Origin of the sequence: Streptomyces anatolicus (assembly GCF_019400875.1) — a bacterium.
GTDB lineage: Bacteria > Actinomycetota > Actinomycetes > Streptomycetales > Streptomycetaceae > Streptomyces > Streptomyces anatolicus.
Genome location: NZ_WMBF01000013.1, coordinates 1 through 26,362, shown reverse-complemented (window position 1 = coordinate 26,362; position 26,362 = coordinate 1). Strand labels below are relative to the sequence as shown.

At 71.7% G+C, this 26,362-nt stretch carries 25 protein-coding genes; 11 read left to right on the top strand and 14 right to left on the bottom strand.

Annotation, left to right across the window (positions count from 1 at the left end; all coding sequences use genetic code 11):
* Positions 1 to 9: 9 nt before the first annotated feature.
* Complete coding sequence (locus GKQ77_RS03090; protein WP_219687022.1) at positions 10 to 1,194, bottom strand: glycerophosphodiester phosphodiesterase; 1,185 nt, start codon at positions 1,192 to 1,194, stop codon at positions 10 to 12.
* A 315-nt stretch (positions 1,195 to 1,509) separates the two neighbouring features.
* Between GKQ77_RS03090 and GKQ77_RS03085 the strand changes: the two genes are divergently transcribed.
* Positions 1,510 to 2,271, top strand: coding sequence for a lysophospholipid acyltransferase family protein (locus GKQ77_RS03085; protein ID WP_219687035.1), 762 nt, complete (start codon positions 1,510 to 1,512; stop codon positions 2,269 to 2,271).
* A 205-nt stretch (positions 2,272 to 2,476) separates the two neighbouring features.
* Here GKQ77_RS03085 and GKQ77_RS03080 read toward each other — a convergent pair whose 3' ends face one another.
* Positions 2,477 to 4,024: an MFS transporter gene (locus GKQ77_RS03080; RefSeq protein ID WP_219687020.1), complete on the bottom strand. Its 1,548-nt coding sequence runs from the start codon at positions 4,022 to 4,024 to the stop codon at positions 2,477 to 2,479.
* Positions 4,021 to 4,572 carry a TetR/AcrR family transcriptional regulator gene (locus tag GKQ77_RS03075; protein ID WP_125511623.1) on the bottom strand — a complete coding sequence of 184 codons (552 nt, stop codon included), beginning with the start codon at positions 4,570 to 4,572 and terminating at the stop codon, positions 4,021 to 4,023. Before GKQ77_RS03075 ends, GKQ77_RS03080 begins: the two co-directional genes overlap by 4 nt.
* A gap of 116 nt (positions 4,573 to 4,688) precedes the next feature.
* On the opposite strand from GKQ77_RS03075, the gene GKQ77_RS03070 reads away from it, so the two are divergent.
* Positions 4,689 to 5,105: a nuclear transport factor 2 family protein gene (locus tag GKQ77_RS03070; RefSeq protein ID WP_219687019.1), complete on the top strand. Its 417-nt coding sequence runs from the start codon at positions 4,689 to 4,691 to the stop codon at positions 5,103 to 5,105.
* 31 nt (positions 5,106 to 5,136) lie between these two features.
* Here the strand turns inward: GKQ77_RS03070 and GKQ77_RS03065 are convergent, their stop codons facing one another.
* Both GKQ77_RS03065 and argH read right to left on the bottom strand, forming a co-directional pair.
* Positions 5,137 to 6,111, bottom strand: a complete 975-nt coding sequence (locus tag GKQ77_RS03065; RefSeq protein ID WP_219687018.1) for an aldo/keto reductase — start codon at positions 6,109 to 6,111, stop codon at positions 5,137 to 5,139.
* A gap of 125 nt (positions 6,112 to 6,236) precedes the next feature.
* A complete protein-coding gene (gene argH / locus GKQ77_RS03060; protein WP_219687017.1) occupies positions 6,237 to 7,667 on the bottom strand; it encodes an argininosuccinate lyase in 1,431 nt (476 codons plus the stop codon).
* A 161-nt stretch (positions 7,668 to 7,828) separates the two neighbouring features.
* On the opposite strand from argH, the gene GKQ77_RS03055 reads away from it, so the two are divergent.
* The 3 genes from GKQ77_RS03055 to GKQ77_RS03045 all read left to right on the top strand — a co-directional run bounded on the left by GKQ77_RS03055 (position 7,829) and on the right by GKQ77_RS03045 (position 10,237).
* Positions 7,829 to 8,416, top strand: coding sequence for a pyridoxamine 5'-phosphate oxidase family protein (locus GKQ77_RS03055; RefSeq protein ID WP_219687016.1), 588 nt, complete (start codon positions 7,829 to 7,831; stop codon positions 8,414 to 8,416).
* 3 nt (positions 8,417 to 8,419) lie between these two features.
* Positions 8,420 to 9,127, top strand: a complete 708-nt coding sequence (locus tag GKQ77_RS03050; protein WP_219687015.1) for a L,D-transpeptidase family protein — start codon at positions 8,420 to 8,422, stop codon at positions 9,125 to 9,127.
* A 108-nt stretch (positions 9,128 to 9,235) separates the two neighbouring features.
* The gene (locus GKQ77_RS03045; protein WP_308117532.1) at positions 9,236 to 10,237 is read left to right on the top strand and encodes a bile acid:sodium symporter family protein; all 1,002 of its coding nucleotides are present in this window, start codon (positions 9,236 to 9,238) and stop codon (positions 10,235 to 10,237) included.
* A gap of 53 nt (positions 10,238 to 10,290) precedes the next feature.
* On the opposite strand, the gene GKQ77_RS03040 is transcribed toward GKQ77_RS03045, so the two are convergent.
* The 5 genes from GKQ77_RS03040 to argC are packed head-to-tail and all read right to left on the bottom strand — an operon-like array spanning position 10,291 to position 15,230.
* On the bottom strand, positions 10,291 to 10,836 hold the full coding sequence (locus tag GKQ77_RS03040; RefSeq protein ID WP_125511629.1) for an arginine repressor: 546 nt from the start codon (positions 10,834 to 10,836) through the stop codon (positions 10,291 to 10,293).
* A 47-nt stretch (positions 10,837 to 10,883) separates the two neighbouring features.
* Entirely contained in the window at positions 10,884 to 12,095 is a 1,212-nt protein-coding gene (locus GKQ77_RS03035) for an acetylornithine transaminase (protein WP_219687012.1), read from the bottom strand.
* Positions 12,092 to 13,057, bottom strand: a complete 966-nt coding sequence (gene argB, locus GKQ77_RS03030) for an acetylglutamate kinase (RefSeq protein ID WP_258020766.1) — start codon at positions 13,055 to 13,057, stop codon at positions 12,092 to 12,094. Before argB ends, GKQ77_RS03035 begins: the two co-directional genes overlap by 4 nt.
* Positions 13,054 to 14,205 carry a bifunctional glutamate N-acetyltransferase/amino-acid acetyltransferase ArgJ gene (gene argJ / locus GKQ77_RS03025; RefSeq protein ID WP_219687011.1) on the bottom strand — a complete coding sequence of 384 codons (1,152 nt, stop codon included), beginning with the start codon at positions 14,203 to 14,205 and terminating at the stop codon, positions 13,054 to 13,056. Before argJ ends, argB begins: the two co-directional genes overlap by 4 nt.
* Positions 14,202 to 15,230, bottom strand: coding sequence for an N-acetyl-gamma-glutamyl-phosphate reductase (gene argC / locus GKQ77_RS03020; RefSeq protein WP_219687010.1), 1,029 nt, complete (start codon positions 15,228 to 15,230; stop codon positions 14,202 to 14,204). The genes argJ and argC overlap by 4 nt, the downstream gene beginning before the upstream one ends.
* Positions 15,231 to 15,555: 325 nt before the next feature.
* On the opposite strand from argC, the gene GKQ77_RS03015 reads away from it, so the two are divergent.
* Complete coding sequence (locus GKQ77_RS03015; RefSeq protein ID WP_219687009.1) at positions 15,556 to 16,725, top strand: alanine--tRNA ligase-related protein; 1,170 nt, start codon at positions 15,556 to 15,558, stop codon at positions 16,723 to 16,725.
* An 87-nt stretch (positions 16,726 to 16,812) separates the two neighbouring features.
* Here GKQ77_RS03015 and GKQ77_RS03010 read toward each other — a convergent pair whose 3' ends face one another.
* Positions 16,813 to 17,232 (bottom strand): DUF5997 family protein, encoded by a 420-nt coding sequence (locus GKQ77_RS03010; RefSeq protein WP_219687008.1) that lies wholly within the window; start codon positions 17,230 to 17,232, stop codon positions 16,813 to 16,815.
* A 58-nt stretch (positions 17,233 to 17,290) separates the two neighbouring features.
* On the opposite strand from GKQ77_RS03010, the gene GKQ77_RS03005 reads away from it, so the two are divergent.
* Positions 17,291 to 18,067 (top strand): LysR substrate-binding domain-containing protein, encoded by a 777-nt coding sequence (locus GKQ77_RS03005; RefSeq protein ID WP_219687007.1) that lies wholly within the window; start codon positions 17,291 to 17,293, stop codon positions 18,065 to 18,067.
* A gap of 89 nt (positions 18,068 to 18,156) precedes the next feature.
* On the opposite strand, the gene GKQ77_RS03000 is transcribed toward GKQ77_RS03005, so the two are convergent.
* Entirely contained in the window at positions 18,157 to 20,376 is a 2,220-nt protein-coding gene (locus GKQ77_RS03000) for an NADP-dependent isocitrate dehydrogenase (protein WP_219687006.1), read from the bottom strand.
* A 129-nt stretch (positions 20,377 to 20,505) separates the two neighbouring features.
* On the opposite strand from GKQ77_RS03000, the gene GKQ77_RS02995 reads away from it, so the two are divergent.
* Positions 20,506 to 21,159, top strand: coding sequence for a TetR/AcrR family transcriptional regulator (locus GKQ77_RS02995; protein WP_219687005.1), 654 nt, complete (start codon positions 20,506 to 20,508; stop codon positions 21,157 to 21,159).
* A complete protein-coding gene (locus tag GKQ77_RS02990) occupies positions 21,156 to 22,676 on the top strand; it encodes an MFS transporter (RefSeq protein WP_219687004.1) in 1,521 nt (506 codons plus the stop codon). Before GKQ77_RS02995 ends, GKQ77_RS02990 begins: the two co-directional genes overlap by 4 nt.
* Here GKQ77_RS02990 and GKQ77_RS02985 read toward each other — a convergent pair.
* Entirely contained in the window at positions 22,606 to 24,090 is a 1,485-nt protein-coding gene (locus GKQ77_RS02985; protein ID WP_219687003.1) for an alpha/beta hydrolase, read from the bottom strand. The genes GKQ77_RS02990 and GKQ77_RS02985 overlap by 71 nt on opposite strands.
* 224 nt (positions 24,091 to 24,314) lie before the next feature.
* On the opposite strand from GKQ77_RS02985, the gene GKQ77_RS02980 reads away from it, so the two are divergent.
* Positions 24,315 to 25,304: an aldo/keto reductase gene (locus GKQ77_RS02980; protein ID WP_219687002.1), complete on the top strand. Its 990-nt coding sequence runs from the start codon at positions 24,315 to 24,317 to the stop codon at positions 25,302 to 25,304.
* A 98-nt stretch (positions 25,305 to 25,402) separates the two neighbouring features.
* Complete coding sequence (locus tag GKQ77_RS02975) at positions 25,403 to 25,903, top strand: DUF6314 family protein (protein WP_219687001.1); 501 nt, start codon at positions 25,403 to 25,405, stop codon at positions 25,901 to 25,903.
* On the opposite strand, the gene GKQ77_RS02970 is transcribed toward GKQ77_RS02975, so the two are convergent.
* Entirely contained in the window at positions 25,854 to 26,291 is a 438-nt protein-coding gene (locus GKQ77_RS02970; RefSeq protein ID WP_219687000.1) for a GNAT family N-acetyltransferase, read from the bottom strand. The genes GKQ77_RS02975 and GKQ77_RS02970 overlap by 50 nt on opposite strands.
* Positions 26,292 to 26,362: the final 71 nt, after the last annotated feature.

The following is a 26,362-nucleotide window of genomic DNA, read 5'->3' as shown; positions in this document are numbered from 1 at the left end:
GAACTCCGCTCAGTCGTCGGCGAAGTCCGCGGCGGCGAGCAGCGCGGTGTCCGGGTTGTCGGAGAAGATCCCGTCGATGCCGGTCTCGAAGTAGGCCTTGAAGGCGCCGAAGGCGTCTCCGTAGGCGGCGGGGTCGGTGCCCTTCCTGAAGTTCGCGGGCAGGAAGGTGTTCTCGTTGCGCATCGTGTACGGGTGCAGGACCAGGCCCGCCTCGTGCGCGTCCTCGACGAGCGTGGTCGGCGTGCCGAGGCTGCCGTCGGCCTTCCTAGGGATGATCAGGTCGAGCGTGGGGCCGATGCCCTGCGCGTAGCCCGCCATCCACTCCAGGCCCTCGGGCTTGATCAGGTCGGCGACCGTGCGCGGGTCGCCCGCCTCGATGAAGTCCCAGGGCCGCGAGCTCGCACCGGACAGGAGGACGACGCGCGGCGCGGAGACCAGCTTCGCCAGGCGCTGGATGCTGCTGGGCTCGAAGGACTGGAGGAAGTTCGGCGAGTTCTTCTTGTGCCTGCCGTAGCGGCGCAGAAGCTTGGCCAGCGGCTCTTCGAGGCCGAGGCCGAGCTTGCGGAAGTACGTGGGGTGCTTCGTCTCGATGTGCAGCCAGATCCGCCTGCCCCGCTTGCGGCCCTGCTTCTCGGCCCACTCGAAGACCTCTTCGAGGGTGGGTACGTCCCAGCGGCCGTCGTAGAGGGTGTTGTGCTGACGCGTGCCCGGGATGCGCTCCTTGGCGCGCAGCGTCTTCAGCTCGGCGAGCGTGAAGTCCTCGGTGAACCAGCCCGTGTACTTGGTGCCGTCGACGGTCTTGGTGGTCTTGCGGGAGGCGAACTCGGGGTGCGCGGCGACGTCCGTCGTGGCGGTGATGTCGTTCTCGTGGCGGCAGACGAGATGGCCGTCCTTGGTGGGGACGACGTCCTGCTCGATGACGTGCGCTCCCATGTCCAGGGCGAGTTGGTACGAGCCGAGGGTGTGCTCGGGACGGTAGCCGCTGGCTCCCCGGTGCGCGACGACGGTCGGCTTCGGCAGCTCCTTGTAACCGCCGTGATCGTGCCCGTGGCCGTGGCCGCTGCGTTCTTCGGCTCTCGCCACGCCGGGCAGTCCCGCCACGGCCGTGCCCGCGCCGAGGATCGCCGCCCCCAATACCGCTCGACGCCCCCGGCTCGTCCCCGGCTGCTGCTGACCCGACTCCTGCGTCGCCATTGGCGCTCCTCCCGATGTACAACCGCCTTGCACCTGACAAAGCGGGACCGATCGTAGGTGGCCGGGAGTGACGTGTGGGAGACCCTGGACGGAACGTCAGGGTGACGCGACATGGCGAGTGGGCGCACCATGGGGGTGCGGCCCGGCCCGGGCCCGTTGCGGGAGGGCCGCTACGCAAAGAGAAGTGTGTGCGTGACAAGGACCACTACTTCGGGCCACACCGTCCACACGGGGATACGGTCGTCACAGAGGTGACGGCCCAGGGCACCGGCGCACGGAGCCATGTCAACACTGCGTATCGAGTGCGTGAACCCGATGTGCAAACGGCGGCGGCCCGCGAGTATCGTCCTCACCTGCACTTACTCGTACATATTCGTCGTCGGACCGTTGACACCGGAGGGCCTGTTGTCCCGTCTAGCGCTCATCAAGGCAGTGCTCGGACCGATCTTGCGCCTGATGTTCCGTCCACGGGTAGAAGGCGCCGAGAACATCCCCGGGACCGGGCCCGTCATTCTGGCCGGAAACCACCTGACGTTCATCGACTCGATGATCCTGCCGCTGGTGGCCAACCGTCCGGTGTTCTTCATCGGCAAGGACGAGTACGTCACCGGCAAGGGCCTCAAGGGCCGCCTGATGGCGTGGTTCTTCACGGGCGTCGGCATGATCCCGGTGGACCGTGACGGTGGCCGCGGCGGTGTCGCCGCGCTGATGACCGGGCGGCGCGTTCTCGACGACGGCAAGGTCTTCGGCATCTACCCCGAGGGCACGCGCTCGCCCGACGGCCGTCTGTACCGGGGGCGTACGGGCATCGCCCGCCTCACCCTGATGACCGGTGCGCCGGTCGTGCCGTTCGCGATGATCGGCACGGACAAGCTCCAGCCGGGGGGCAAGGGGCTGCCGCGGCCCGGCAAGGTGACGGTCCGTTTCGGTGAGGCGATGGAGTTCTCCCGCTACGACGGGATGGACCGGGACCGGTATGTGCTGCGGGCGGTGACGGATTCCGTGATGGCGGAGGTCATGCGGTTGTCGGGGCAGGAGTATGTGGATATGTACGCCACCAAAGCGAAGGCGGCGTAGCCCTGCGGGGCTTGGGCGGATAGTGCTGGACGCCCGTCCTGGGCTGGGGTTTGTCCCCGGTGCCGGGGCGGGCGTTCTGGTTTTCGTTCGGCTGCGGGTTGGGGCTGGTTGCTCGCGCCGTTCCCCGCGCCCCTGACGGGGCGCTCAGCTGCGGGTTCGTCGTGGTTGCTCGCGCCCCTTACGGGGCGCCGCCGCCCCCTGCCCCTTACGGGGCGCTCTCCGGGGTGTCTTCCAGTTTTTGGCCCTTTAGGAGGAACCAGGCTACTGCCGCTGTGGCCAGGAGGACTGCCGCTCCTACGCCCGCCGCTAGGCGCAGGCCGTCCACGAAGGCCGTTTGGGCTGAGGCCAGTAGCGCGTCCGCCTGGGCGGTGGGAAGGGCGTCCAGGGATTCCACCGCGCCGCCCAGGGATTCGTGCGCGGCCGACGCCACGTCCGGCGGAGTGCCCGCGGGGGCCGTGAAGTCGCGGTAGACGCCGGTGACGATGGATCCGAGCAGTGCGATGCCGAGCGCCGCGCCGAGTTCGTATGCCGTTTCGGAGACCGCGGAGGCCGCGCCGGCCTGTTCCTTGGGGACGCTGGAGAGGATGACGTCGGCGGTCACCGTGAACGAGAAGCCCGCGCCGATGCCGACGACCAGGAGCGAGGCGCCGAGCAGCGGGTAACCGGTGTGCTGGCTCAGGCCGGTGAGCGCGGCGAGCGAGAGGCCCACCGCCGCGAGGCCGCCCGCGACCACGACCCGGACCGAGAAGCGCCGCGCGACCATGCCCGCGATCAGGCCGGCCCCCACCGCGCCGACGGCGGCGGGCAGTTCGGCGAGGCCCGCCTCGAAGGGCCGCCTGCCCTGCACGAGTTGCAGGAACTGGGAGAGGAAGAAGACCAGGCCGGAGAGGCCGAGCACGGTCAGCAGGTCGGCGAGGACCGCCCCGGAGAAGCCTCGGTTGCGGAAGAGCCGCATGTCCAGGAGCGGCGCGGGGAGCGTGAGCTGGCGGCGTACGAACCAGGTGAGCGCCGCCGCGCCGACGACCGCGGCGAGCACGGCGTCCCAGCGCAGCCCGTGCGCGGCCGCCTCCTTGATGGCGTACACGACGGCGATCATGCCGATGAGCGAGAGCACGACGCTGACCAGGTCCCAGGGGCCGGGCGCGGGGTTCTTCGACTCGGGCAGCAGCTTGATGCCGACGACGACGAGGACGGCCATCACCGGCAGGTTGATGAGGAAGACCGAGCCCCACCAGAAGTGTTCGAGCAAGAAGCCGCCGACGACCGGCCCGACGGCCGCGCCCGCGGACGCCATGGCTCCCCAGATGCCGACCGCGAGGCTGCGCTCGCGCGGGTCGTGGAAGATGTTCCGGATCAGCGCCAGCGTGGACGGCATCAGGGTCGCGCCCGCGACACCGAGCAGCGCGCGGGCCAGGATCATCAGCTCGGGGCTCGTGGCGTAGGAGTTGAGGACCGAGACCGCACCGAAGGCGACGGCGCCGGTGAGCAGCAGTTTCTTGCGGCCGATGCGGTCGCCGAGGCTGCCCATGGAGACGAGCAGACCGGCGATGACGAAGGAGTAGACGTCGCCGATCCACAGCAGCTGGGTGCCGGACGGTTTGAGGTCCTCGCTGATGTACGGCGTCGCCAGGCCGAGCACGGTCGCGTCGACGGCGACGAGGAGCACGGCGAGGACGAGCACGGCCAGCGCGAGCCAGCGGCCGGGGCCGCGCTCCACGTGCGCCTCGGCGGTCTGCCGGTGGGTGCTTGTCATGAGTCCACTCTCCGACGCGCGCCGCCGATCAGCAGCTCGGCGATCATGTACGAGAAGTCCTTGGCGGCCACCCGGCCGTCCTGTACCGCCCAGGCGCCGGAGCCGATGAGGCCGTACAGCGCCTCGGTGAGCCAGGCGGGTGTCAGGTCGATGCGGAACTCCCCGCTCTCCTGGCCGCGCCGGAAGAGCGCGGCAAGGCGGGCGTCGATGCGGGCCCAGCCCTCGTGCTGCGTGTCCCCCTCGAAGAGCTGGTTCTCGGTGTAGAGGAACGCGAGGAGACCGGCGTGCGGCTCGATCTCCTTCACGAGGCGCCGCAGGGCGTCCTGGGCGCTGCCCGCCCCCAGCTCCGACCGGTCGAGGACGGCCTCGCACTCCTGGAGCCCCAGCTCCTCCAGGGCGCGTACGAGGGCGTCGCGGCCCGCGAAGTGGCGGTGCAGGGTGGCCCGGCTGATGCCCGCGGCGCGGGCGACCTCGTCCATGGTGGAGGTGGCCTTACGGGTGAGCAGGGCCGCGGCGCTGCGCAGGACCTGGTCGCGATCGACTGACATGAGACGAGCCTAACCCTTTTGAGACGGCTTCGTCTCATTAGGGCGCGCACGCCCCGAGCCACCGAGGGGAACATCCGTCCAATACGTCGGCAAGCGCCGAGGGCGACAGTGTGTCCATGAGCCACCGCATCATCCAGGACGCCTTCCAGGCCTTCGCCAGCAACGACCCGGACCGGATCTCCGCCGTCCTCACCGAGGACGCCGAATGGCTCTCGCCTCCGGGAAACCCCACTGCCGTCGCGCTCGGGACGACCCACCACATGGTGGGCAGAGAGGCCGTCGTGCGCTTCTTCGCCGAGGACTTTCCCCGCCTGTACGCGCGTGACGTCGCCCTCACCTTCCGCGGCGTCCACGTCGACGGTGAACGGGTGGCCGTGGAGGCGGCCATGACGGCGACGCTCGCCAGCGGCAACCGTTACAGCAACGACTTCTGCTTCGTCGTCGAGCTCCGGGACGGGCTGGTCCACCGGGTCCGCGAGTACCTGGACACGGCCCGAGGTCTCCGTATGGTCGCCGGCGAAGCCGCACGGTAGCCGTCCCTCGATCCGGCCGGGTGGTCGCCGCTCAGTGCCAGGGCAGCTCCCCGCGCCGCCCCCAGTACTCCCGGGGCTCCTCCACGAGCCCGGCGAGGCGTTCAAGGTGGCTCGCGTCGAGGTCGACCGCGGTGGCGTGCAGGTTGGAGACCAGCTGGACCGAGGTTGCGGCTCCGGACAGGACCACGCCCGCCCACGGCTCGCACAGCGGCGCGGCGAGCGCCACCGCGTCGCAGCCGAGGCCCGTCTCCTCGGCGACCTCGCGCAGCGCGGCGGGCGCGTGCGGGGCGGCGAGGCGGCCGTTGGCCATGCCCTCCTTGACGAGCACGGTCAGCCCCGCGTCGTGCGCCTCGGCGAGGGCGGGGCCCGCCGAGGTCTCCAGGAGGTTGTAGGTCGCCTGGACGGTACGGAAGAGGGGGCCCCCGTCGACGGTGACGGCGAGGGCGGCGCGGATCGCGGCCGCCTGCTCGGGGCCGCTCACCGAGAGCCCGACGGTGACGCCCTGCGCCGCCAGCTCGGCGAGGCGGGCGTGGAGTTCCTTGTCGGTGAGCGCGGGGCTCTCGGGCGTGACGGAGTGGATCTGGTAGAGGTCGAGCCGGTCGCCGAGCAGTTCGGCGCTCTCCGCGCGCTGCCGGTCGTAGGCGGCGACGCTGTGGTCCTTGACCTCGTGCGGGCCTTCGGCGTCGGTGCGCCAGTCGGCCGTGTACGTATAGCCCCACTTGCTGCCGACGACGACATCGCGGGCGTCGGGCGTGGCGCGCAGCCAGTCGGCAAGGAACTCCTCGGAGCGGCCGTAGGAGCGCGCCACGTCGACATAGCGGACGCCCGAGGCGTACGCGGCGTCGAGGAGTTCGAACGTACGCGCACGAAGGGCCTCGACGCTGCGCGAGGGCGGCAGGTCGGCCTCGCGGCCCAGGGTGATGTAGCCGGGCCTGCCCACGGCGGCGAGACCGAGCCCCAGGTGCGCGGTCGGGGTGGTGGCTGCGGCAAGGCGGGCGAAGGGCATCGCGGGCTCCTGGTCGTAGGGGATCTCCCCGTCGTCGCAGGGGATCTCCCTGTCGTCGTACGGGATCTCCCCGTCAACGTAACCCGCGGCGCCCCGCCGTCAACGTAACCCGCGACGCCCCTACGTCACTCCCGCGCCGCCGCCCACTCCTGCTGCGCCGTCAGGTCCGCCTTGACCTCGGCGAGCTGGACGGCGACGGCCGAGGGGGCGGTGCCGCCGCGGCCGTCGCGCGAGGCGAGGGCGCCCGGCACGTTCAGGACCGTGCGGACCTCGGGGGTCAGGTGCTCGGAGATCTTGGCGAACTGCTCGTCGGTGAGCTGCTCAAGCTCGATGCCCCGCGTCTCGCACTCCTTGACGCACTCTCCGGCGACCTCGTGCGCCACCCGGAACGGCACGCCCTGCTTGACCAGCCACTCCGCGATGTCGGTGGCGAGCGAGAAGCCGGCCGGGGCCAGCTCCTCCATGCGCGCGCGGTTGACGGTGAGCGTCGCCATCATGCCGGTGAAGGCGGGCAGCAGGACCTCCAGCTGGTCGCAGGAGTCGAAGACCGGCTCCTTGTCCTCCTGGAGGTCGCGGTTGTACGCCAGCGGCAGGGCCTTGAGGGTCGCCATCAGCCCCGTCAGATTGCCGATCAGGCGGCCCGACTTGCCGCGCGCCAGCTCGGCGATGTCCGGGTTCTTCTTCTGCGGCATGATCGACGAGCCGGTCGAGAAGGCGTCGTGGAGGGTGACGAAGGAGAACTCCTTCGTGTTCCAGATGATGATCTCCTCGGCGATCCGGGAGAGGTTCACCCCGATCATCGCGGTGATGAAGGCGAACTCCGCGACGAAGTCACGGGAGGCCGTGCCGTCGATGGAGTTGCCCACGCTGCCGTGCTCGAAGCCAAGGTCCTCGGCGACCGCCTCCGGGTCGAGGCCGAGCGACGAACCGGCGAGCGCGCCCGAGCCGTAGGGTGACACGGCCGTACGCGCGTCCCACTGCCGCAGCCGCTCCGCGTCCCGGGAGAGGGACTGGACGTGCGCGAGGACGTGGTGGGCGAAGAGGACCGGCTGGGCGTGCTGGAGGTGCGTACGCCCCGGCATGGCGACGTCCGGGTGCGCCTCGGCGAGGCCGACGAGCGCGCCCTGGAGGTCGGCGAGCAGACCGGCGATGATCCGCGCGTGGTCGCGCAGGTACATCCGGAAGAGCGTCGCGACCTGGTCGTTGCGCGAGCGGCCGGCCCGCAGCTTGCCGCCGAGGTCGGGGCCCAGCCGCTCCAGGAGGCCCCGCTCCAGCGCGGTGTGGACGTCCTCGTCGGCGATGGTGCCGACGAACGAGCCGTCGGCGACATCGGCTTCGAGCTGATCGAGCCCGCCCAGCATGCGGGCCAGCTCGTCCTCGGTGAGCAGTCCGGCCGTGTGGAGCACGCGCGCGTGGGCGCGGGAACCGGCGATGTCGTACGGCGCGAGACGCCAGTCGAAGTGGACCGACGCGGACAACTTGGCCAGGGCCTCGGCGGGCCCGTCGGCGAACCGTCCGCCCCAGAGCCGGACGTCACCGCCGTTGTTGCTGCTCACTGCACGTGCTCCTCAGGACTGTCGGGTGTTATGCATGAGTATGCAGAACACTGCATGCTTCGTCAATCGAAACCCCGGCGGGCCGGGATCCGCCGGATTGGTCAAGTCGATATCCCCAACTCCTTAGACAGTCGAAGGATATTGGAGAATAATCCTTAGGCATGGGAAAGACTCACGCACGCATCGACGGCAGGCTCCGCACCTTCATCGAGGAACAGCCGATGTTCTTCACGGCGACCGCACCCCTCTCCGGGGACGGCACGATCAATCTCTCCCCCAAGGGCCTCAAGGGCTCCTTCGCGATCCTCGACGAACTGACCGTCGCCTACCTGGACTTCGCGGGCAGCACCGCCGAGACCATCGCGCACCTGCGCGAGAACGGCCGCATCACGCTCATGTGGTGCGCCTTCCAGGGGCCGCCCAACATCGTGCGGATACACGGCCGCGGCGAACCCGTCTTCCGCGACGACCCCCGCTTCAAGGACCTGCTCGGCCACTTCCCCGGCATCGACCCCACACCGCACGGCCTGCGCGCCATCGTCGTCGTGACGGCCGACCTCGTCCGGGACTCCTGTGGGTACGCGGTGCCCTTCATGACGTACGACGAAGACCGCGACCTGCACAGCAAGCGCTTCGCCCGCGAGGACGACGCCTCGCTGAGCGCCTACTTCACCAAGAAGGAGCACATCGCGCGGAGCATCGACGGCCTTCCCGGGCTGCCGCTGCCGTTGCCGCCCACTAGCGTCTGAGCCATGCGCCCACGAGCCGTCGCCCTCGCCTGTGCCGTCCTGTTCGCCGCCGCCTGCACGCTCGGCGCGGCGCCCGAGCCGGGCCCACCGCTGCCGGAGCGGATGGCCGACACGGGCGGCGGCAGCCAGCTCATCACCGCCGAGGCGCGCCGCACCGGCTCCACCACCGGCACGCTCACCTGGTGGGACCGGCGCGGCGGACGGTGGGTGGAGGCCGGGTCCGCGCCCGCCAGGTTCGGCGCGAAGGGGCTGGCGGAGGGCGCCGCGCGCCGCCAGGGGACGGACACGACACCCACGGGCCTGTACGGGCTGCCGTACGCCTTCGGGATCGCGCCGGGGCCCGACGGCACCGCGTACCCCTACCGCCGCGTGACGGAGGAGTCCTGGTGGTGCCAGGACAACGCGTCGCGCTCCTACAACCGCTGGTCCGAGCCGCGCGCCGCGGACTGCCGGGCCTCCGAGGCCGAGCACCTCATCACCTACGACCCGCAGTACACGCATGCGATGGTGATCGACTTCAACTACGCCCGGCCGGTGCGCGGCCGGGGCGCCGGGATCTTCCTGCACGTCGACGGGCCCGGCGCGACGGCCGGGTGCGTCTCGGTGCCCGAGGAGGCGATGCGGGCGGTCCTGCGGTGGGCGAGGCCGGAGCGGCGGCCGCACATCGCGATCGGCACGGCGTCGGGGCCGACGGCCCTCATCCGGTACTGAGCCACTGAGCTACTGAGCCCGTTGTCCGTGTAGCGACCACATACCGAGACGGGGTTGCACGCGCGCGTGGCCGGGGCGTTGCATCGCGCCGTGCAACCCGAACAGACGATCCCCAGCCCCGCCGACTCCGGGAGCGATGCCGACTCCGGGAGCGGCGCCGACAAGGCCGCGCGCCGTGCCGTCACCGTCTTCCCGCTCCTCGTCCTGGCGGCGGGTGCCCTGGGCCTCGTCGCGCCGGGCGCCTTCGAGGGGTGGGGGGTGAGCGTCCCGTACCTGCTGGGCGTGGTGATGTTCTGCATGGGGCTGACGATGACCCCGCTCGACTTCCAGGGCGTGGTCAGACGGCCGTGGGCCGTCGCGCTCGGGCTCGTCGCCCATTACGTCATCATGCCGGGACTCGGCTGGGTGATCGCCCACGCGCTCGGCCTGTCACCGCAGTTGGCGGCCGGCGTGATCCTGGTGGGCTGCGCGCCGAGCGGTACCGCGTCCAATGTCGTGACCTATCTGGCCCGCGGCGACGTGGCGCTCTCCGTCTCCGTCGCCACCGTCTCGACCGTCCTCGCCCCGCTGGTCACCCCGCCGCTGACGCTGCTCCTCGCGGGCGAGTACCTGCCGGTGGACGCGGGCTCGATGGTCACGGACATCCTCAAGACCGTGCTGCTTCCGGTCATCGCCGGGCTGGTCGTGCGACTCCTCTTCGGGCGGTACGTCGACCGGGTGCTCGGCGCCCTGCCGTGGCTGTCCGCGCTGACCGTCGCAGCGATCGTGGCGATCGTCGTCGCGGGCAGCGCCGCGGCCATCAAGTCGGCCGCGGCGCTGGTGTTCCTCGCGGTGTTCCTCCACAACGGCCTGGGCCTCGCGCTCGGTTACGGCGCGGGCAAGCTGGCCCGCCTCGGACCGCCGGCCTCGCGCGCGATGGCCTTCGAGGTCGGCATGCAGAACTCCGGCCTCGCGGCGTCCCTGGCCACGGCACACTTCAGCCCGCTCGCGGCGCTGCCCTCGGCGGTCTTCTCCGTCTGGCACAACGTGTCGGGGGCGCTGGTGGCGGCCTGGATGGCGCGCTCCCGAAAGTCCCCGGACGGACGGAAGCCAAGCCCGTCCGGCGATTGAGGACGAACTCGGCGAAGCCGGTGACCGACGGCACCCCCGGCGCGGCCAGCGATTCAGTGCTCGTTCGAGGCCAGCCGCAGCAGATGGTCCGCCAGCGCCTGCCCCCCAGCCGGCTCCCTGCTGATAAGCATCAGCGTGTCGTCGCCCGCGATCGTCCCGAGGACGTCGTGCAGTTCGGCCTGGTCGATGGCCGAGGCGAGGAACTGGGCCGCGCCCGGCGGCGTACGGAGCACGACGAGGTTGGCCGAGGCCTCCGCGGAGATCAGCAGCTCCGCGGAGAGGCGCCGCATCCGCTCCTCCTTGGCCGACTCCCCCAGCGGCGCGCGCGGCGTGCGGAAACCGCCCTCGCTCGGCACCGCGTAGATGAGGTCGCCCTCGGCGTTGCGGATCTTGACCGCGTTCAGCTCGTCCAGGTCGCGGGAGAGCGTCGCCTGAGTGACGGTCAGGCCGTCGTCGGCGAGCAGCTTCGCCAGCTGGCTCTGGGAGCGCACCGGCTGCCGGTTGAGGATGTCCACGATCCGGCGGTGGCGTGCGGTGCGGGTCTGCGGCACGGCGGGACCCGCGTGGTCGCCGTGCTCGTTGCCTTGCGCCTGGCTCATCGTCGTCTCATTCTCCGGATCGTCCGTCCCCGTCGGCCCTGGCGGCCCTACTTGGTCTTGGCAGCCTTGTCGGCCTCGGCGGCCTTGGCAGCCTCGTCCAGGATGCCGGAAAGCGCCCGGAGGAACGCGTCCACCTCGTCGTCGCGCACGTTCAGCGGTGGCATCAGCCGTACGACATCGGGGGCGGGCACGTTCACCAGGAAGCCGGCGTCCTGAGCCGTCTGCTGCGCCCGCGGCGCGAGCGGCTCGGTGAGCACGATACCCAGCAGCAGGCCCGAGCCCCTGACATGGTCCACGAGCGGGTGTCCCAGTGACTCGATTCCGTCGCGCAGCTTCTCGCCCGCCCGCTTGGTGTTCTCCAGCAGTCCCTCGGCGGCGATGGTCTCGACGACGGCGAGCCCGGCGGCGCACGCCACGGGGTTGCCGCCGAACGTCGTGCCGTGGTGACCGGGCTTGAACAGCTCGGCCGCCGCGCCGAACGCGACGGTCGCGCCGAGCGGCAGACCGCCGCCGAGACCCTTCGCGAGTGTGACGATGTCCGGCTCGACGCCGTCGTGCGCGAGGTGTTCGAACCAGTGCCCGGTGCGGCCGATTCCGGTCTGCACCTCGTCGAGGACGAGGAGGGTGCCGGTGGCGCGGGTGATCTCCCTGGCCGCCCTGAGGTAGCCCGCGGGCGGCACGACGACGCCGTTCTCACCCTGGATCGGCTCGATGATCACGAAGGCGGTGTCGGTGGTGACGGCCGCGCGCAGGGCCTCCACATCGCCGTAGGGGACGTGGGTGACCTCGCCGGGCAGCGGCAGGAACGGATGCTGCTTGGCGGGCTGGCCGGTGAGGGCGAGCGCCCCCATGGTCCGGCCGTGGAAGCCGCCGTCGGTGGCGACCATGTGCGGGCGGCCGGTCAGCCTGCCGATCTTGAAGGCACCCTCGTTGGCCTCGGCGCCGGAGTTGCAGAAGTACACGCGGCCTTCGCGGCCGAAGAGCTGGAGCAGCCGTTCGGCGAGCGCGACGGGCGGCTCGGCGACGAAGAGGTTCGAGACGTGGCCGAGCGAGGCGATCTGGGCGCTCACCGCCTCGACGATCGCCGGATGGGCGTGGCCGAGCGCGTTGACCGCGATGCCGCCGACGAAGTCGACGTACTCCTTGCCGTCGGCGTCCCACAGCCTGGCGCCCTCGCCGCGCACGAGGGGCAGCCGGGGCGTGCCGTAGTTGTCCATGAGCGCGCCCTGCCAGCGCGTGGTCAGCTCCTGGTTGCTCATGACTCCCCCTCGGTCTCGGTGCCGGTGCTGTGGGCGTTGCCGGTGCTGTGGGCGTTGCCGGTGCTGTGGCCGTCGGGGACGACCATCGTGCCGATGCCTTCGTCGGTGAAGATCTCCAGCAGGATCGAGTGCTGGACGCGGCCGTCGATGACGCGGGCGGTCTCCACTCCGTTGCGTACGGCGTGCAGACAGCCCTCCATCTTGGGGACCATGCCGCTGGCCAGCTCGGGCAGGAGCTTCTCCAGCTCTGTCGCGGTGAGCCTGCTGATGACCTCGTCGGAGTGGGGCCAGTCCTCGTACAGGCCCTCGACGTCGGTCAGGACCATCAGGGTCTCGGCACCAAGCGCCGCAGCGAGTGCCGCAGCCGCCGTATCAGCATTGACGTTGTAGACATGGTGATCGTCCTGGGAACGGGCGATCGAGGAGACGACCGGGATACGGCCGTCGGCGAGCAGCGCCGTGATGGCGCCCGTGTCGATCGCGGTGATCTCGCCGACCCGGCCGATGTCGACCAGTTCGCCCTCGATGCGGGGCTGGTGCTTGGTGGCGGTGATGGTGTGCGCGTCCTCGCCGGTGAGGCCGACGGCGAGCGGGCCGTGCCGGTTGAGCAGCCCGACCAGTTCGCGCTGCACCTGCCCGGCGAGCACCATGCGTACGACGTCCATGGCGTCCTCGGTGGTGACGCGCAGGCCCGCCTTGAACTCGCTGACGATGCCGTGCCGGTCGAGGGCCCTGCTGATCTGCGGGCCGCCGCCGTGCACGACGACGGGCTTGAGGCCCGCGTGGTGCAGGAAGACGACGTCCTGGGCGAAGGCGGCCTTCAGCTCGTCGTCGACCATGGCGTTGCCGCCGAACTTGATGACGACGGTCTTGCCGCGGTGGCGGGTCAGCCAGGGCAGCGCCTCGATGAGGATCTGGGCCTTGGGCAGCGCGGTGTGTTTGCGCGCGGTGGGCTGGCTCATGAGCTGTACGCGCTGTTCTCGTGGACGTAGTCGGCGGTGAGGTCGTTGGTCCAGATGGTCGCGGTCTCGTCGCCCGCGGCCAGGTCGGCGGTGATGACGATCTCCCGGTAGCGCATGTCGACGAGGTCGCGGTCCTCGCCGACGGAGCCGTTCTTGCAGACCCAGACGCCGTTGATGGCGACGTTGAGGCGGTCCGGGTCGAAGGCGGCGGACGTGGTGCCGATCGCGGAGAGCACCCGGCCCCAGTTGGGGTCCTCGCCGTGCAGGGCGCACTTGAGGAGGTTGTTGCGGGCGATGGACCGGCCGACCTCGACGGCGTCGGCCTCGCTCGCCGCGTTCACGACCTCGACCTTGATGTCCTTGCTCGCGCCCTCGGCGTCGCCGATGAGCTGGCGCCCGAGGTCGTCGCAGACCTCGCGGACGGCCTCGGCGAACTCCGCGTACTCCGGGGTGACCTCGGCCGCGCCGGAGGCGAGCAGCAGCACGGTGTCGTTGGTGGACATGCAGCCGTCGGAGTCGACCCGGTCGAAGGTGAGCCGGGTGGCATCCCGCAGCGCCTTGTCCAGGACGTCGGCCTCGACGTCGGCGTCGGTGGTGAGCACGACGAGCATGGTGGCGAGGCCGGGGGCGAGCATGCCCGCGCCCTTGGCCATGCCGCCGACGGTCCAGCCGTCCTTGGTGACGACGGACGTCTTGTGGACGCTGTCGGTGGTCTTGATGGCGATGGCGGCCTTCTCGCCGCCGTGCGCGGAGAGTTCACCGGCGGCCTTCTCGACGCCGGGCAGCAGCTTCTCCATCGGCAGGGTGATGCCGATAAGACCGGTCGAGGCGACGGCGACCTCGCCCGCGTTGAGGGAGAGCACCTCGGCCACCTTCTCGGCGGTGGCGTGGGTGTCCTGGAAGCCCTTGGGGCCCGTACAGGCGTTGGCGCCACCGGAGTTGAGGACGACGGCGGAGACGAGTCCGCCCTTGAGCACCTGCTCCGACCAGAGGACGGGGGCGGCCTTGACACGGTTGGAGGTGAACACGCCCGCGGCGGCGAGGCGGGGTCCGGTGTTGACCACGAGGGCCAGGTCCGGGTTGCCGTTCTCCTTGATCCCGGCGGCGATGCCCGCGGCCGTGAATCCCTTGGCTGCCGTCACACTCACGGCGCGACTCCGATCGTTGAGAGCCCGGTGGCCTCGTCGAGGCCGAGGGCGATGTTCATGCTCTGCAGGGCGCCGCCCGCGGTGCCCTTGGTGAGGTTGTCGATGGCGCTGATCACGATCACGCGGCCCGCCGCCTCGTCGTACGCGACCTGGACGAGTACGGCGTTCGAGCCGTACACGGCGGCGGTCGCGGGCCACTGCCCCTCGGGGAGCAGGTGGACGAACGGCTCGTCGGCGAAGGCCTTCTCATAGGCGGCCCGCACGGTCTCGGGGGTGACGCCCGGCTTCGCCTTCGCGCTGCACGTGGCGAGGATGCCGCGGGGCATGGGGGCCAGCGTCGGCGTGAAGGAGACGGAGACGGGCGTGCCGGCGGCGGCGCTCAGGTTCTGGATCATCTCGGGGGTGTGGCGGTGCAGGCCCCCCACTCCGTACGGGGACATGCTCCCCATGACCTCGGAGCCGAGGAGGTGCGGCTTGGCGGCCTTGCCCGCGCCGGAGGTGCCGGACGCGGCGACGATCACGGCATCGGGCTCGACGAGGTCGGCCCCGTACGCGGGAAAGAGCGCGAGCGAGACGGCGGTCGGATAGCAGCCGGGTACGGCGATGCGCCTGGCGCCCGCCAACGCGGCGCGGGCGCCCGGCAGTTCGGGCAGGCCGTAGGGCCAGGTCCCGGCGTGCGGGCCGCCGTAGAACTTCTCCCACTCCCCCGCGTCCCGCAGCCGGAAGTCCGCGCCCATGTCCACGACGAGGACATCGGGGCCGAGCTGCTCGGCGACGGCGGCGGACTGCCCGTGGGGCAGCGCGAGGAAGACGACGTCGTGGCCCGCGAGGACCTCGGCGGTGGTGGGCTCGAGGACGCGCCCGGCGAGCGGAAGCAGATGCGGCTGGAGCGCGCCCAGGCGCTGCCCCGCGTTCGCGTTCCCGGTCAGGGCGCCGATCTCCACCTCGGGGTGGGCGAGCAGCAGACGCAGCAACTCGCCGCCCGCATACCCACTCGCCCCTGCCACTGCTGCGCGTACCGCCATGGAACCCTCCTCTTGGATGGCATGACTATACGCAGAGCTGCACTTTTATGCAACGAGCAGGCAAGGAGCGGGTGCCGATAAACCATGTGCCCCGAGGGCCCAGGGCGCGTTACCTTCGGCCCTATGAACGTCACCGGCCGAAGCCACCCCGCGACCGCGCGAGCGACCAGCTCGCCGGTTGCCGCCGCCTGACGTACTTCTCGTCCCCCACCGGCGACCGGAAACGGCCCGCCGGTGGTTCCGTGGTCCTTCCGTCCCGGTTCCGGTGTTTTCCGCGGGCCGTCGCCCGGCGCCCTTCCCGCTGCGACGCCAAGGAGCCACTGCCATGGACACCGAACAGATCGTCCGTACGTTCGTCGAGTACTACGAGGACCGCGGGCACCGCCGGATCACCGGCTCGACGCTGCTGCCGCCGCCCGGTGACCCGGTGCTCTTCACCACCTCGGGCATGCATCCACTCATCCCCTACCTGGAGGGGCGCCCGCACCCGCTGGGCCGACGGCTGGTCAACGTACAGCGCTGTCTGCGCACGACGGATCTGGAGGAGGTCGGTGACCCCACCCATCTGACCGTCTTCGAGATGCTCGGCACCTGGTCGCTCGGCGACTACGAGGGGCCGCTGAGTCTCGACTGGGGGTACGGGCTGCTCACCGAGGGGTTCGGCGTCGATCCGGGGCTGCTGCACGCCACGGCCTTCGGCGGCGACGAGCTGACCGGGCCCGACACCGCCTCCCTGGAGCTGTGGCAGGAACGCGGGGTGCCGGTCGAGCTGACCGCCGAGGACAACTGGTGGCCCAGCGGATCGCCGGGCCCGTGCGGGCCCGACTCGGAGATCTTCCTGTGGACCGGCGAAGGCCCGCCGGAGTCGACGCCCACACGCGACGAGCGCTGGGTGGAGGTGTGGAACCACGTGATGATGCGCCACCGCCGGCTCGCCGACGGTTCACTCGTGCCGCTTGCCCAGCGCAATGTCGACACCGGTCTCGGCCTTGAGCGGCTCGCCTCGCTGCTCCAGGGCCGGACCTCGGTGTTCGAGTGCGATGTCTTCGAGCCCTGGCGCCGGCTCGTGCCGGAGCTGTGGCCGGTGGACGAGCCGTCGCTGCGGCTGGTCTGCGACCATCTGCGCTCGGCCGTGGTGGTGATCGGCGACGGGGTGCGTCCGGCCGTCGGCGGGCGCGGCTATGTGCTGCGGCGCCTGGTGCGGCGGGTGCTCACCGTGCTCTGGCGGGACGATCCCTCACGTGGGCTCGGGGATCTCCCGGACGAGCTGATCCGGCACACCCTGGACCGCTTCCGGCAGGACACCGATCCGGGCGAGGTGCGCCGGGTGCTGCTCGACGAGGAGCGCCGGTTCGGGCGGCTCCTCGAGCGCGGCCGGCAGGTGCTGGCCCGGCCGCGCTTCCAGGGTCCGCTGGACGAGGAGGACTTCCGCTATCTGCACGACACCCACGGCCTGCCGCGCGACCTGGTGCTGAGCCTGCGGTCGAGCGGGTGAGGGCCGGGGCGGCTACGGCTGGGCCGTCACGGCCGGGGCGACTACGGCTGGGCCGTCACGGCCGGGACGGCTACGGCCAGGCCGTCGTCAGGAGCGGGCGTCCTCGTCGGCGCGGGCCGCGCGCTTCTGGGCGTCCTCCGCCTGCTTCTCCTTGATCCGCACCGCTTCCTTGCGGACCTCGGCCTGCGTGGCGCGCTCCTGACGCAGCCAGGAGGGCATCTCGTCCTTCAGCGCGTCGATCTGCTCGGTGGTCAGCGGCTCCGTGACCCCGCCGCGGGCGAGGCCCGCGATGGAGACGCCGAGCTTGGCGGCGACGACCGGGCGGGGGTGCGGGCCCGTGCGGCGCAGCTCCTGGAGCCACTCGGGGGGATCGGCCTGGAGCGCGTTCAGCTCACTGCGCGTGACGACACCCTCCTGGAACTCTGCGGGGGTGGCCTGGAGGTACACACCCAGCTTCTTCGCCGCGGTCGCGGGCTTCATGGTCTGGGTGGTCTGGTGCGACGTCATGGTGTCAAGGGTATCGAGCATGTGCGCTACTTCCGACCACGACCGGTAGCCTGGCGAGGTGACAGGCTCGGAAGTAACCCCTTCGTTCCGGCTCGCCTACGTCCCGGGGGTGACGCCCACCAAGTGGGTGCGTATCTGGAACGAGCGGCTGCCCGACGTCCCCTTGACTCTCCTCCAGGTCTCCCCCGCCGAGGCACCCGGCGTGCTGCGGGCGGGCGGCGCCGACGCCGGATTCGTGCGTCTGCCGATCGACCGCACGGACCTCAGCGCGATCCCCCTCTACGCCGAGACGACCGTCGTCGTGGTCCCCAAGGACCACGTCGTGGCGGCGGTCGACGAGGTGTCGCCGGAGGATCTCGCGGACGAGATCGTGTTCCACCCGCTCGACGAGACGCTGGAGTGGGAGCGGCGGCCCGGGGTGCCGGCCGCCGAGCGCCCCGAAACGACGGCCGACGCCATCGAGCTGGTCGCCGCGGGCGTGGGCGTGCTCGTCGTCCCGCAGTCCCTGGCCCGTCTGCACCACCGCAAGGACCTCACCTACCGCACCGTCACCGACGCCCCCGAGTCGCGCGTGGCCCTCGCCTGGCCGGAGGCCGCGACGACGGACCTGGTGGAGGACTTCATCGGGATCGTCCGCGGCCGTACGGTCAACAGCTCGCGGGGCCGTACGCAGACCCCGCCGAAGGACAAGGCCCCGGCCAAGGCCAAGCCCGCCGGAAACGGGAACAGGACAGGGGCCAAGGCTGGCGACAAGGGCCGCCGCGGGGCGCCCGCCCGGCAGGCGAAGGGCGCCAAGCCGGCCGCCAAGCGCGGGAAGCCCCGCCGCCGTCCGTAAGCAATCCGGCCGTAAGCAAGAGCGACGTACGCGAGAGGGGCCTCCCGCCACTGTGGCGGGAGGCCCCTTTCATGGCTGCGTGCCGGGCGTCAGCCCAGGATCGCGAGCGCCTGGTTGAGCGTCGCGGACGGCCGCATGACCGCGGAGGCCTTGGCCGCGTCCGGCTGGTAGTAGCCGCCGATGTCGACCGGGGAGCCCTGGACGGCGATCAGCTCGTCGACGATGGTCCGCTCCTGCTCGGAGAGCGTCTTGGCCAGAGCCGCGAACGCCTCCGCCAGCTGCGTGTCCTCGGTCTGCTTGGCCAGCTCCTGGGCCCAGTACAGGGCGAGGTAGAAGTGGCTGCCGCGGTTGTCGATGCCACCGAGGCGGCGGCTCGGCGACTTGTCGTTCTCCAGGAAGGAGGCCGTCGCGCGGTCCAGGGTGTCGGCGAGGATCTGGGCGCGCGCGTTGCCCGTGGTGGTGGCGAGGTGCTCGAAGCTCACCGCGAGGGCCAGGAACTCGCCCAGGCTGTCCCAGCGCAGGTAGTTCTCCTTGACCAGCTGCTGGACGTGCTTGGGAGCGGAGCCGCCGGCGCCCGTCTCGAAGAGGCCGCCGCCGTTCATCAGCGGGACGACCGAGAGCATCTTGGCGCTGGTGCCCAGCTCCAGGATCGGGAAGAGGTCGGTGAGGTAGTCGCGCAGGACGTTGCCGGTGACGGAGATGGTGTCCTCGCCGCGGCGGATGCGCTCCAGGGAGAACGCGGTGGCCTCGGCCGGCGCCATGATCCGGATGTCCAGGCCCTCGGTCTCGTGGTCGGCGAGGTACCGCTCGACCTTGCCGATGAGGACGGCGTCGTGGGCGCGGGTGTCGTCGAGCCAGAACACGGCCGGGCTGCCGGTCGCGCGGGCGCGGGTGACGGCGAGCTTGACCCAGTCCTGGATCGGCGCGTCCTTGGTCTGGCACATGCGGAAGATGTCACCGGCGGCGACGGTCTGCTCGAGCACGATGTTGCCGGCGGCGTCGACGACGCGGACGGTGCCCGTGGTCGGGACCTCGAACGTCTTGTCGTGGCTGCCGTACTCCTCGGCCTTCTGCGCCATCAGGCCGACGTTCGGGACGGAGCCCATGGTCGACGGGTCGAAGGCGCCGTTGGCACGGCAGTCGTCGATGACGACCTGGTAGATACCCGCGTAGCTGCTGTCCGGGAGGACGGCCAGGGTGTCGTGCTCCTCGCCGTCCGGGCCCCACATGTGGCCGGAGGTGCGGATCATGGCCGGCATGGAGGCGTCGACGATGACGTCGCTCGGCACGTGCAGGTTCGAGATGCCCTTGTCGGAGTCGACCATGGCAAGCTCCGGGCCCTCGGCCAGCTCGGCCTCGAAGGACGCCTTGATCTTCTCGCCCTCGGGGAGCGAGTCCAGGCCCTTGAAGATGCCGCCCAGACCGTCGTTCGGGGTCAGACCGGCGGCGGCCAGCGTCTCGCCGTGCGCGGCGAAGGTCTTCGGGAAGAAGGCGCGGACCACGTGGCCGAAGACGATCGGGTCGGAGACCTTCATCATCGTGGCCTTGAGGTGCACGGAGAAGAGGACGCCCTCGGCCTTGGCGCGGGCGACCTGCTCCTTGAGGAACTCGCGCAGCGCGGCGACGCGCATGACGGAGGCGTCGACGACCTCGTCCGCGAGGACCGGTACGGACTCGCGCAGGACGGTGGTGGAGCCGTCGTCACCGACGAGCTCGATGCGCAGCGAACCGGCCTCGGTGATCACCGCGGACTTCTCGGTGGAGCGGAAGTCGTTCTCGCCCATGGTGGCGACGTTCGTCTTCGAGTCGGCCGTCCAGGCGCCCATGCGGTGCGGGTGGGCCTTGGCGTAGTTCTTGACCGACGCGGGGGCGCGGCGGTCGGAGTTGCCCTCGCGCAGGACCGGGTTGACGGCGCTGCCCTTGACCTTGTCGTAGCGGGCGCGGATGTCGCGCTCCTCGTCGGTCTTCGGGTCGTCCGGGTAGTCGGGGAGCGCGTAGCCCTGGCCCTGCAGCTCGGCGATCGCGGCCTTCAGCTGCGGGATCGAGGCCGAGATGTTGGGCAGCTTGATGATGTTCGCCCCGGGCGTCTTGGCGAGCTCGCCCAGCTCGGCGAGGGCGTCGTTGATGCGCTGGCCCTCCTCGAGACGCTCGGGGAAGCTCGCGATGATGCGGCCCGCGAGCGAGATGTCACGGGTCTCCACGCTGACGCCCGCGGTCGAGGCGTAGGCCTGGACGACCGGCAAGAAGGAATGGGTCGCCAGGGCCGGGGCCTCGTCAGTGTGGGTGTAGATGATGGTCGAGTCAGTCACCGGGTGCTCCGCTCCGCGTCTGCAACATTTCTCGACATCAAGATACCTCGTACCTCCCCCCTGAAGGACAGGGCCCTGGACCCTCCGATCTGGGTAGACACTGTCTACGAGGTGTAGTAGACAGTGTCTATGAGTGAGCGCGTGCCTTCGGGCGAGCAGGAGGCGGGGCTGCGGGCCCGGCTTGTGGACGTCGGCGTCGGACTTCTGGCGGCGGAGGGGGTGCAGGCGCTGACCCTGCGGGAGATCGCCCGCAGGGCGGGGGTCTCGCACGGTGCGCCCCGGCGCTACTTCCCCACGCATGTCGCCCTCCTGTCGGCGATCGCGCGGCGGGGCTTCGCGGAGCTTGCGGCGGAGGTGGAGAAGGCGGCCGCGGACGGTGACGCCCGTACGCGGCTGAAGGCGCTGAGCCGCGCCTACCTCGGCTTCGCGGCGGCTCACCGCGGCATGTTCGAGCTGATGTTCCGCCACGACCTGCTGGAGAGCGGCGCGCTCGGCCTGCGGGAGACGAGCCTGCCGCTCTTCGAGGTGCTGGTGGATCTGGTGGCGGAGGCCCGCCGGGAGGCCGTTGCCGCGGGGGCGAAGACACAGGTGGCCGCGGGCGCGGAGGCGCGGGTCGCCGAAGGCGCGGAGGCGCGGGTCGCCGCGGGCGCGCTGTGGGCGAATCTCCAGGGGATCGCGCAGCTTTGGGGGTGGGGCAGCCTGCGGCTCGCGACCGGGGCCGAGGACGTGGAGCCGCTGCTCGACGCGGCGCTGGTGGCGCATCTGGGGGCGGGAGCCGCATGAGAGCCGGGCCCAGGCTGCAGCGGAGTCTCACCCTCGCGTGCAGCGTCCTCGGCGCCATGGTCGTCGCCCTGGACGGCACCGTACTGACCATCGTGCAGCCCGCTCTCCAGCGCGATCTGGACGCCTCCTTCGCGCAGGTGCAGTGGACGAGCACCGGCTATCTGATCGCCGTGGCGAGCCTGCTGGTCTTCTCGGGGCGGCTCGGCGACCGGTACGGGCACCGGCGGCTCTTCGCGGTCGGAACGCTCGGCTTCGCGCTCGCCTCGGCGGGCATCGGTCTCGCGTCCGGCGTCGGATGGGTGATCGCGCTGCGCGTCGCCCAGGGCGTGTTCGGCGCGCTGTTGCAGCCCGCCACGCTCGGGATGCTGCGGGCCGCGTTCCCGCCGGACAGGCTCGGGATGCCGATCGCCCTGCGGACCAGCGCGATAGGCCTCGCGGCGGCGGCCGGGCCGGTGCTCGGCGGGGCGCTCGCGACGCACTTCGGCTGGCGCTCGGTGTTCTTCCTGAGCGTCGTGCCCGCGCTGCTGATCGGCGTGCTGGCACTGGTGGTCCGCGTCCCCGCGCCGCCCCGGGAGGGGCCCGCGCCCGGGCTCGATCTGCCCGGTGCCGGGCTGCTCGCGGTGGCGCTGGCCTGCCTCGTGCACGCGCTGGTCGGCGTGGCGGGGTCCGGCTTGTCGGGGGTGACCGCGCTGGGATTCGGCGCGGCGGCGGCCTCGGCGGCCGCGTTCGTGCGGCATGAGCGGCGTGCCGCGAGCCCGCTGGTGCCGCTCCGGCTGGTCGCGTCGCCCGCGGTGGGCCCCGCGCTCGGCATCCTCGTGGCGGCGTCCGCGGCGATGTTCGGGGCGCTCTTCGTAGGGACGTACTTCCTGCAAGAGGTACTGGCGCTCGACCCGCTGCGGAGCGCGCTGAGGGCGCTGCCGCTCGCGCTGATGATGGTGGTGTGCGCGCCGTACGCGGCGGTACTGCTGCGCAGGCACGGGCCCCGGCGGACGATCACGGCCGCGATGGCGGTGCTCACTCTCGGCGTACTCGCCCTGTCCCGCCTGGACCAGGCATCGGGGCCGGTGGCGGTCGGCGGCGGGTTCCTGCTGGTCGGCGCCGGTTTCGGCACGGTGATGGTGGCGGCGACGGCGGTCGTCGTACGGCATGCCCCGGTGGCGGACGCCGGCGTGGCGGGAGGTCTCCAGCAGACGGCGATGAACGTGGGCCCGACGCTGGGCATCGCGGTGGCGACCACGCTGATGGCGACCTTCGCCGCGCACCCGCCGGGCGAGGCGGAGCAGTGGACCGACGGCGCGTTCCTCACGGCGATGGGCCCGACCCTGACGGCGCTGGCGGCGGTGGCGGCCCTGGGCGCAGCAACGGCGACGAGGCTGCCACGAAGGCCCCGGGACCGGGGCCACCGGAACCCCACGCCCGGACCGCCCCGGCAACCGGCGGCCCCCCTCACGACGTCGACGTCCCGCCGCACGTCAGGTCCGCCGCGGGCAGCTTCCCCTCGCTCAGATACGTATTGACGGCCCGGTCGGCGCACGGCACCGGGGTGAGGCCGTCGTTCCCGCGTCCATAGACGCCGTGCGCGCGGATCTCCGCCGTCAGGAGACGCGATCCGGTGAGCCTGCGGTGCAGGGCGAGGGCGCCTTCGTAGGGGACGTTGTTGTCGTGGCGGGCCTGGAGCAGCAGGGCGGGCACGTCGTTGCCGATCTCCGTGCCGGGCTCGCGGGGCTCGGCGCCCCAGAACGCGCACGGCGCGATCATGCCGTTGACGTAGGGGCCGAAGACCGGCTGCGTGGCGCGGCTGCGCCGCATGTTCTTCCAGTACGTCTCCGGGTTCTTCGGCCAGCCGCCCGCGGGCCACCCCCCGTCGCCGCACATGAAGAGCGCACCGCCGACCATGCCGCTCTCCAGCTCGGGCGAGGAGAGCAGTTCGAGCAGTCCGGCGAGCGCGGGGCCCGGTTCGATCTCCTCACCCGTCGCGGCCTTCTTCAAGTCGGCGACCACAGCGGCCAGTTGAGGGTCGTACTCCTCGTGCTGGACGAGCTGCTTGAAGATCATCCGCAGGAGCGGGGCGTTGAGCCGCTGCCCCTTGACGGCGAGGGGGCGGCGTTCGGCCCGCCGCAGCAACTCGCGCACGTCCGCACGCACTTCACCGTCGAGCGCCGCCTCCGCGGGCGCGCCCGACCGCTGGAACAGCTCGTACTGCGTGGCCGCCGGGTCGGTCGAGGAGTCCAGGACGACGCGGTCGGCACGGCGCGGGAACAGCTGGGTGTAGACGGCGCCCAGGTCGGCGCCGTACGAGACGCCGTAGTACGAGAGCTTCCGCTCGCCGAGCGCGGCGCGGATGGCGTCCATGTCACGGGCGACGTTGCGGGTCGAGGCGCGGGGCAGCAACTCGGCGTTGTCGCCGTGCTCCCGGCACCGGCGCGCGGTGTCGCGGGCGGCGCGCACCGACGCCTCGAAGTCGGCGCGCGGGGTGGTCGTCGGCCCGGCCGGGGCCGGGCGCGGAGCCGTGCCGCAGGTGATCGGGGTGCTTTCGCCGAGGAAGCGGGGGTCGAAGCCGATGAGGTCGTACTGGTCGGCCGCCTCCTTCAACGCCGGGCGCAGCGCGAGGGTGTGGGCGAGTCCGGTGCCGCCCGGGCCGCCCGGGTTGGAGAGCAGGATGCCCCGCCGCTCGGGAGACTGCGCCTCGACGCGGGAGATCGTGAGCCGGATCGTACGGCCGCCGGGGTCGGCGTAGTCGAGCGGCACGGTCACCTTCGCACACCGCGCGCCCGCCTCGTTCAGCTCCTTCTGGCCGGCGGGGCAGCGGCCCCAACTGAGCGCCGACGACCGTGATTTGGGCACCTCGGCGGGCGCGGGCGCGGCCACGCCGCCGCTGGTGAGGAGACCGGCAAGGCCCAGGCCCGCGGTGACTGCTGACACGACGCGCATCGTGCGTGCTCCTTGGCTTCGGCGGCGGTCGCTCCGGCCGGGCTGCCGGGGCGAGCGATCACCACGCTAGGAACCCGGGCGCGGGCGGACCATCGGGCCAGTGGGCCGAAGCTCCCTGGGGAAAACCCCCGTACAGACGCCGCCGCTCCGCCGTCTTGCCCTGGAGTCCGCTCCAACTCCTAAGGTCAGGAACGACCACGGAGCACCAGCCAGGAGGTACCACCATGACCAGCCTTCCCACCCGCCGGCTCGGCGCGCTGACGGTCTCCGCGCAGGGACTCGGATGCATGGGGATGAGCCAGGCCTACGGCGCGTCGGACGACACCCAGTCGATCGCGACGATCCACCGCGCCCTCGACCTCGGTGTCACCCTGCTCGACACCTCCGACTTCTACGGCACCGGCCACAACGAGGAGCTGATAGGCCGCGCCCTCGCGGGCCCGCGCCGCGAACAGGCCGTCGTCGCCACCAAGGTCGGCTTCGCCAACGCCCTCGGCGAGCCCCTGCACATCCGGGGCGACGCCGCCTACGTACGCGAGGCATGCGACGCCTCCCTGCGGCGGCTCGGCGTCGACCACATCGACCTGTACTACGTGCACCGGGTCGACAAGACCGTACCGATCGAGGAGACCGTGGGCGCGATGGCCGAGCTGGTCGCGGCGGGCAAGGTGCGCCACCTCGGGCTCTCCGAGGCGGGCGCGCGCACGATCCGCCGGGCGCACGCCGTGCATCCGATCGCCGCGCTGCAGAGCGAGTGGTCGCTGTGGACCAGGGACCTGGAGACGGAGATCGCGCCGGTCTGCCGGGAACTCGGCATCGGCCTCGTGCCGTTCTCGCCGCTCGGGCGCGGCTTCCTCACCGGCCGCTACACCTCGCTCGACGCGCTCTCCGAGAACGATCTGCGGCGCACCCAGCCCCGTTTCGCCGACGGCAACCTGGAGCGGAACCTGACCATCGTGGACGCCCTGAACGCGCTCGCCGCCGACAAGGGCGTCACCGCCGGGCAGCTCGCGCTCGCCTGGGTTCAGCACCGCGGCGACGACGTCGTACCGATCCCCGGCACGCGCCGCGAGAAGTACCTGGCGGAGAACGTCGCCGCCGCCACGATCGAGCTGTCCGCCGACGACCTCGCGGCGATCGACGCGGCGGCGCCCGCGGACCGGGTGGCGGGCACGCGCTACGACGAGGGCAGCATGTCGGTGGTGGACAAGTAGGGGCCGACCGCCCGGGACAAGTAAGGGCCGCCCGCCCGGGACGCGTAGGGGTTGGTCACCGGGGAAAGGCAGGCCGCCGGTCCACGTAGCCTGCTGGTATGCCCTTCCCTCACCCCGTGCCGGAGGCCCTGGCCCATCTCGCGGGCGAGTGGCGCGTGACCCGCGCGGTCCGCGACCTCGCCGACGGGTCCGAGGGCCACTTCTCCGGTACGACGCTCTTCTCGCCGCTGCCCGCCCCCGACGAGGGCGGGCTCCTCCACCAGGAGTCCGGCGTCTTCACCTGGCGCGGCACCGCGCGCCCCGCCGAGCGCACCCTGCGGTTCCTGCCCGGCAACACGCCGGGCACGGCCCGCGTGGAGTTCGCCGACGGCCGCTTCTTCCACGACCTCGACCTGCGCTCCGGGCACCACACCACGGACCACCCCTGCTCGGCGGATCTCTACCGCGGCGAGTTCGAGGTGGACGACGCGGACCACTGGCGGACCCGGTGGCGGGTGCGCGGCCCCGCCAAGGACCTGCTGCTCGTCACGGACTATGTACGGACGCGCGTCACTGCTCGCCCAGCACCATCCACTTCTCCGGGGTCTCCATGGCCCTGAAGCCCACCTTCTCGTAGACCCCGTGCGCGTCGGCCGTGGCGAGCAGCACGCGGCGCAGGCCGAACGGCTCCAGGTGCGCGCGGACCGCGTCGACGAGCGCGGTGCCAAGGCCCGTGCCGCGCGCGGCCGGGGTGACGTACACATCGCAGAGCCAGGCGAAGGTCGACCGGTCGGTCACCACGCGGGCGTACGCGACCTGCTCCCCCGAACCCCCTTCGTACGCACCGAAGTTCAGTGACCCCGCGATCGCCGCGTCCTGCTTGGCGCGGGACCGGCCGAGGGCCCAGTAGGCGTCCGTGGACAGCCATTCGTGGACGCGGGCCGCGTCGATGCGGGCGGGGTCGGCCGAGATCTCGTACTCACCGTGGAGCGTGACACTGTCGTTCATTCCCCGACCCTGCCAGCAGCGCCCGCGCGGAGTCGAGCGTGTTCCGCCTGGTGGGACGGGGACGTCCGGCT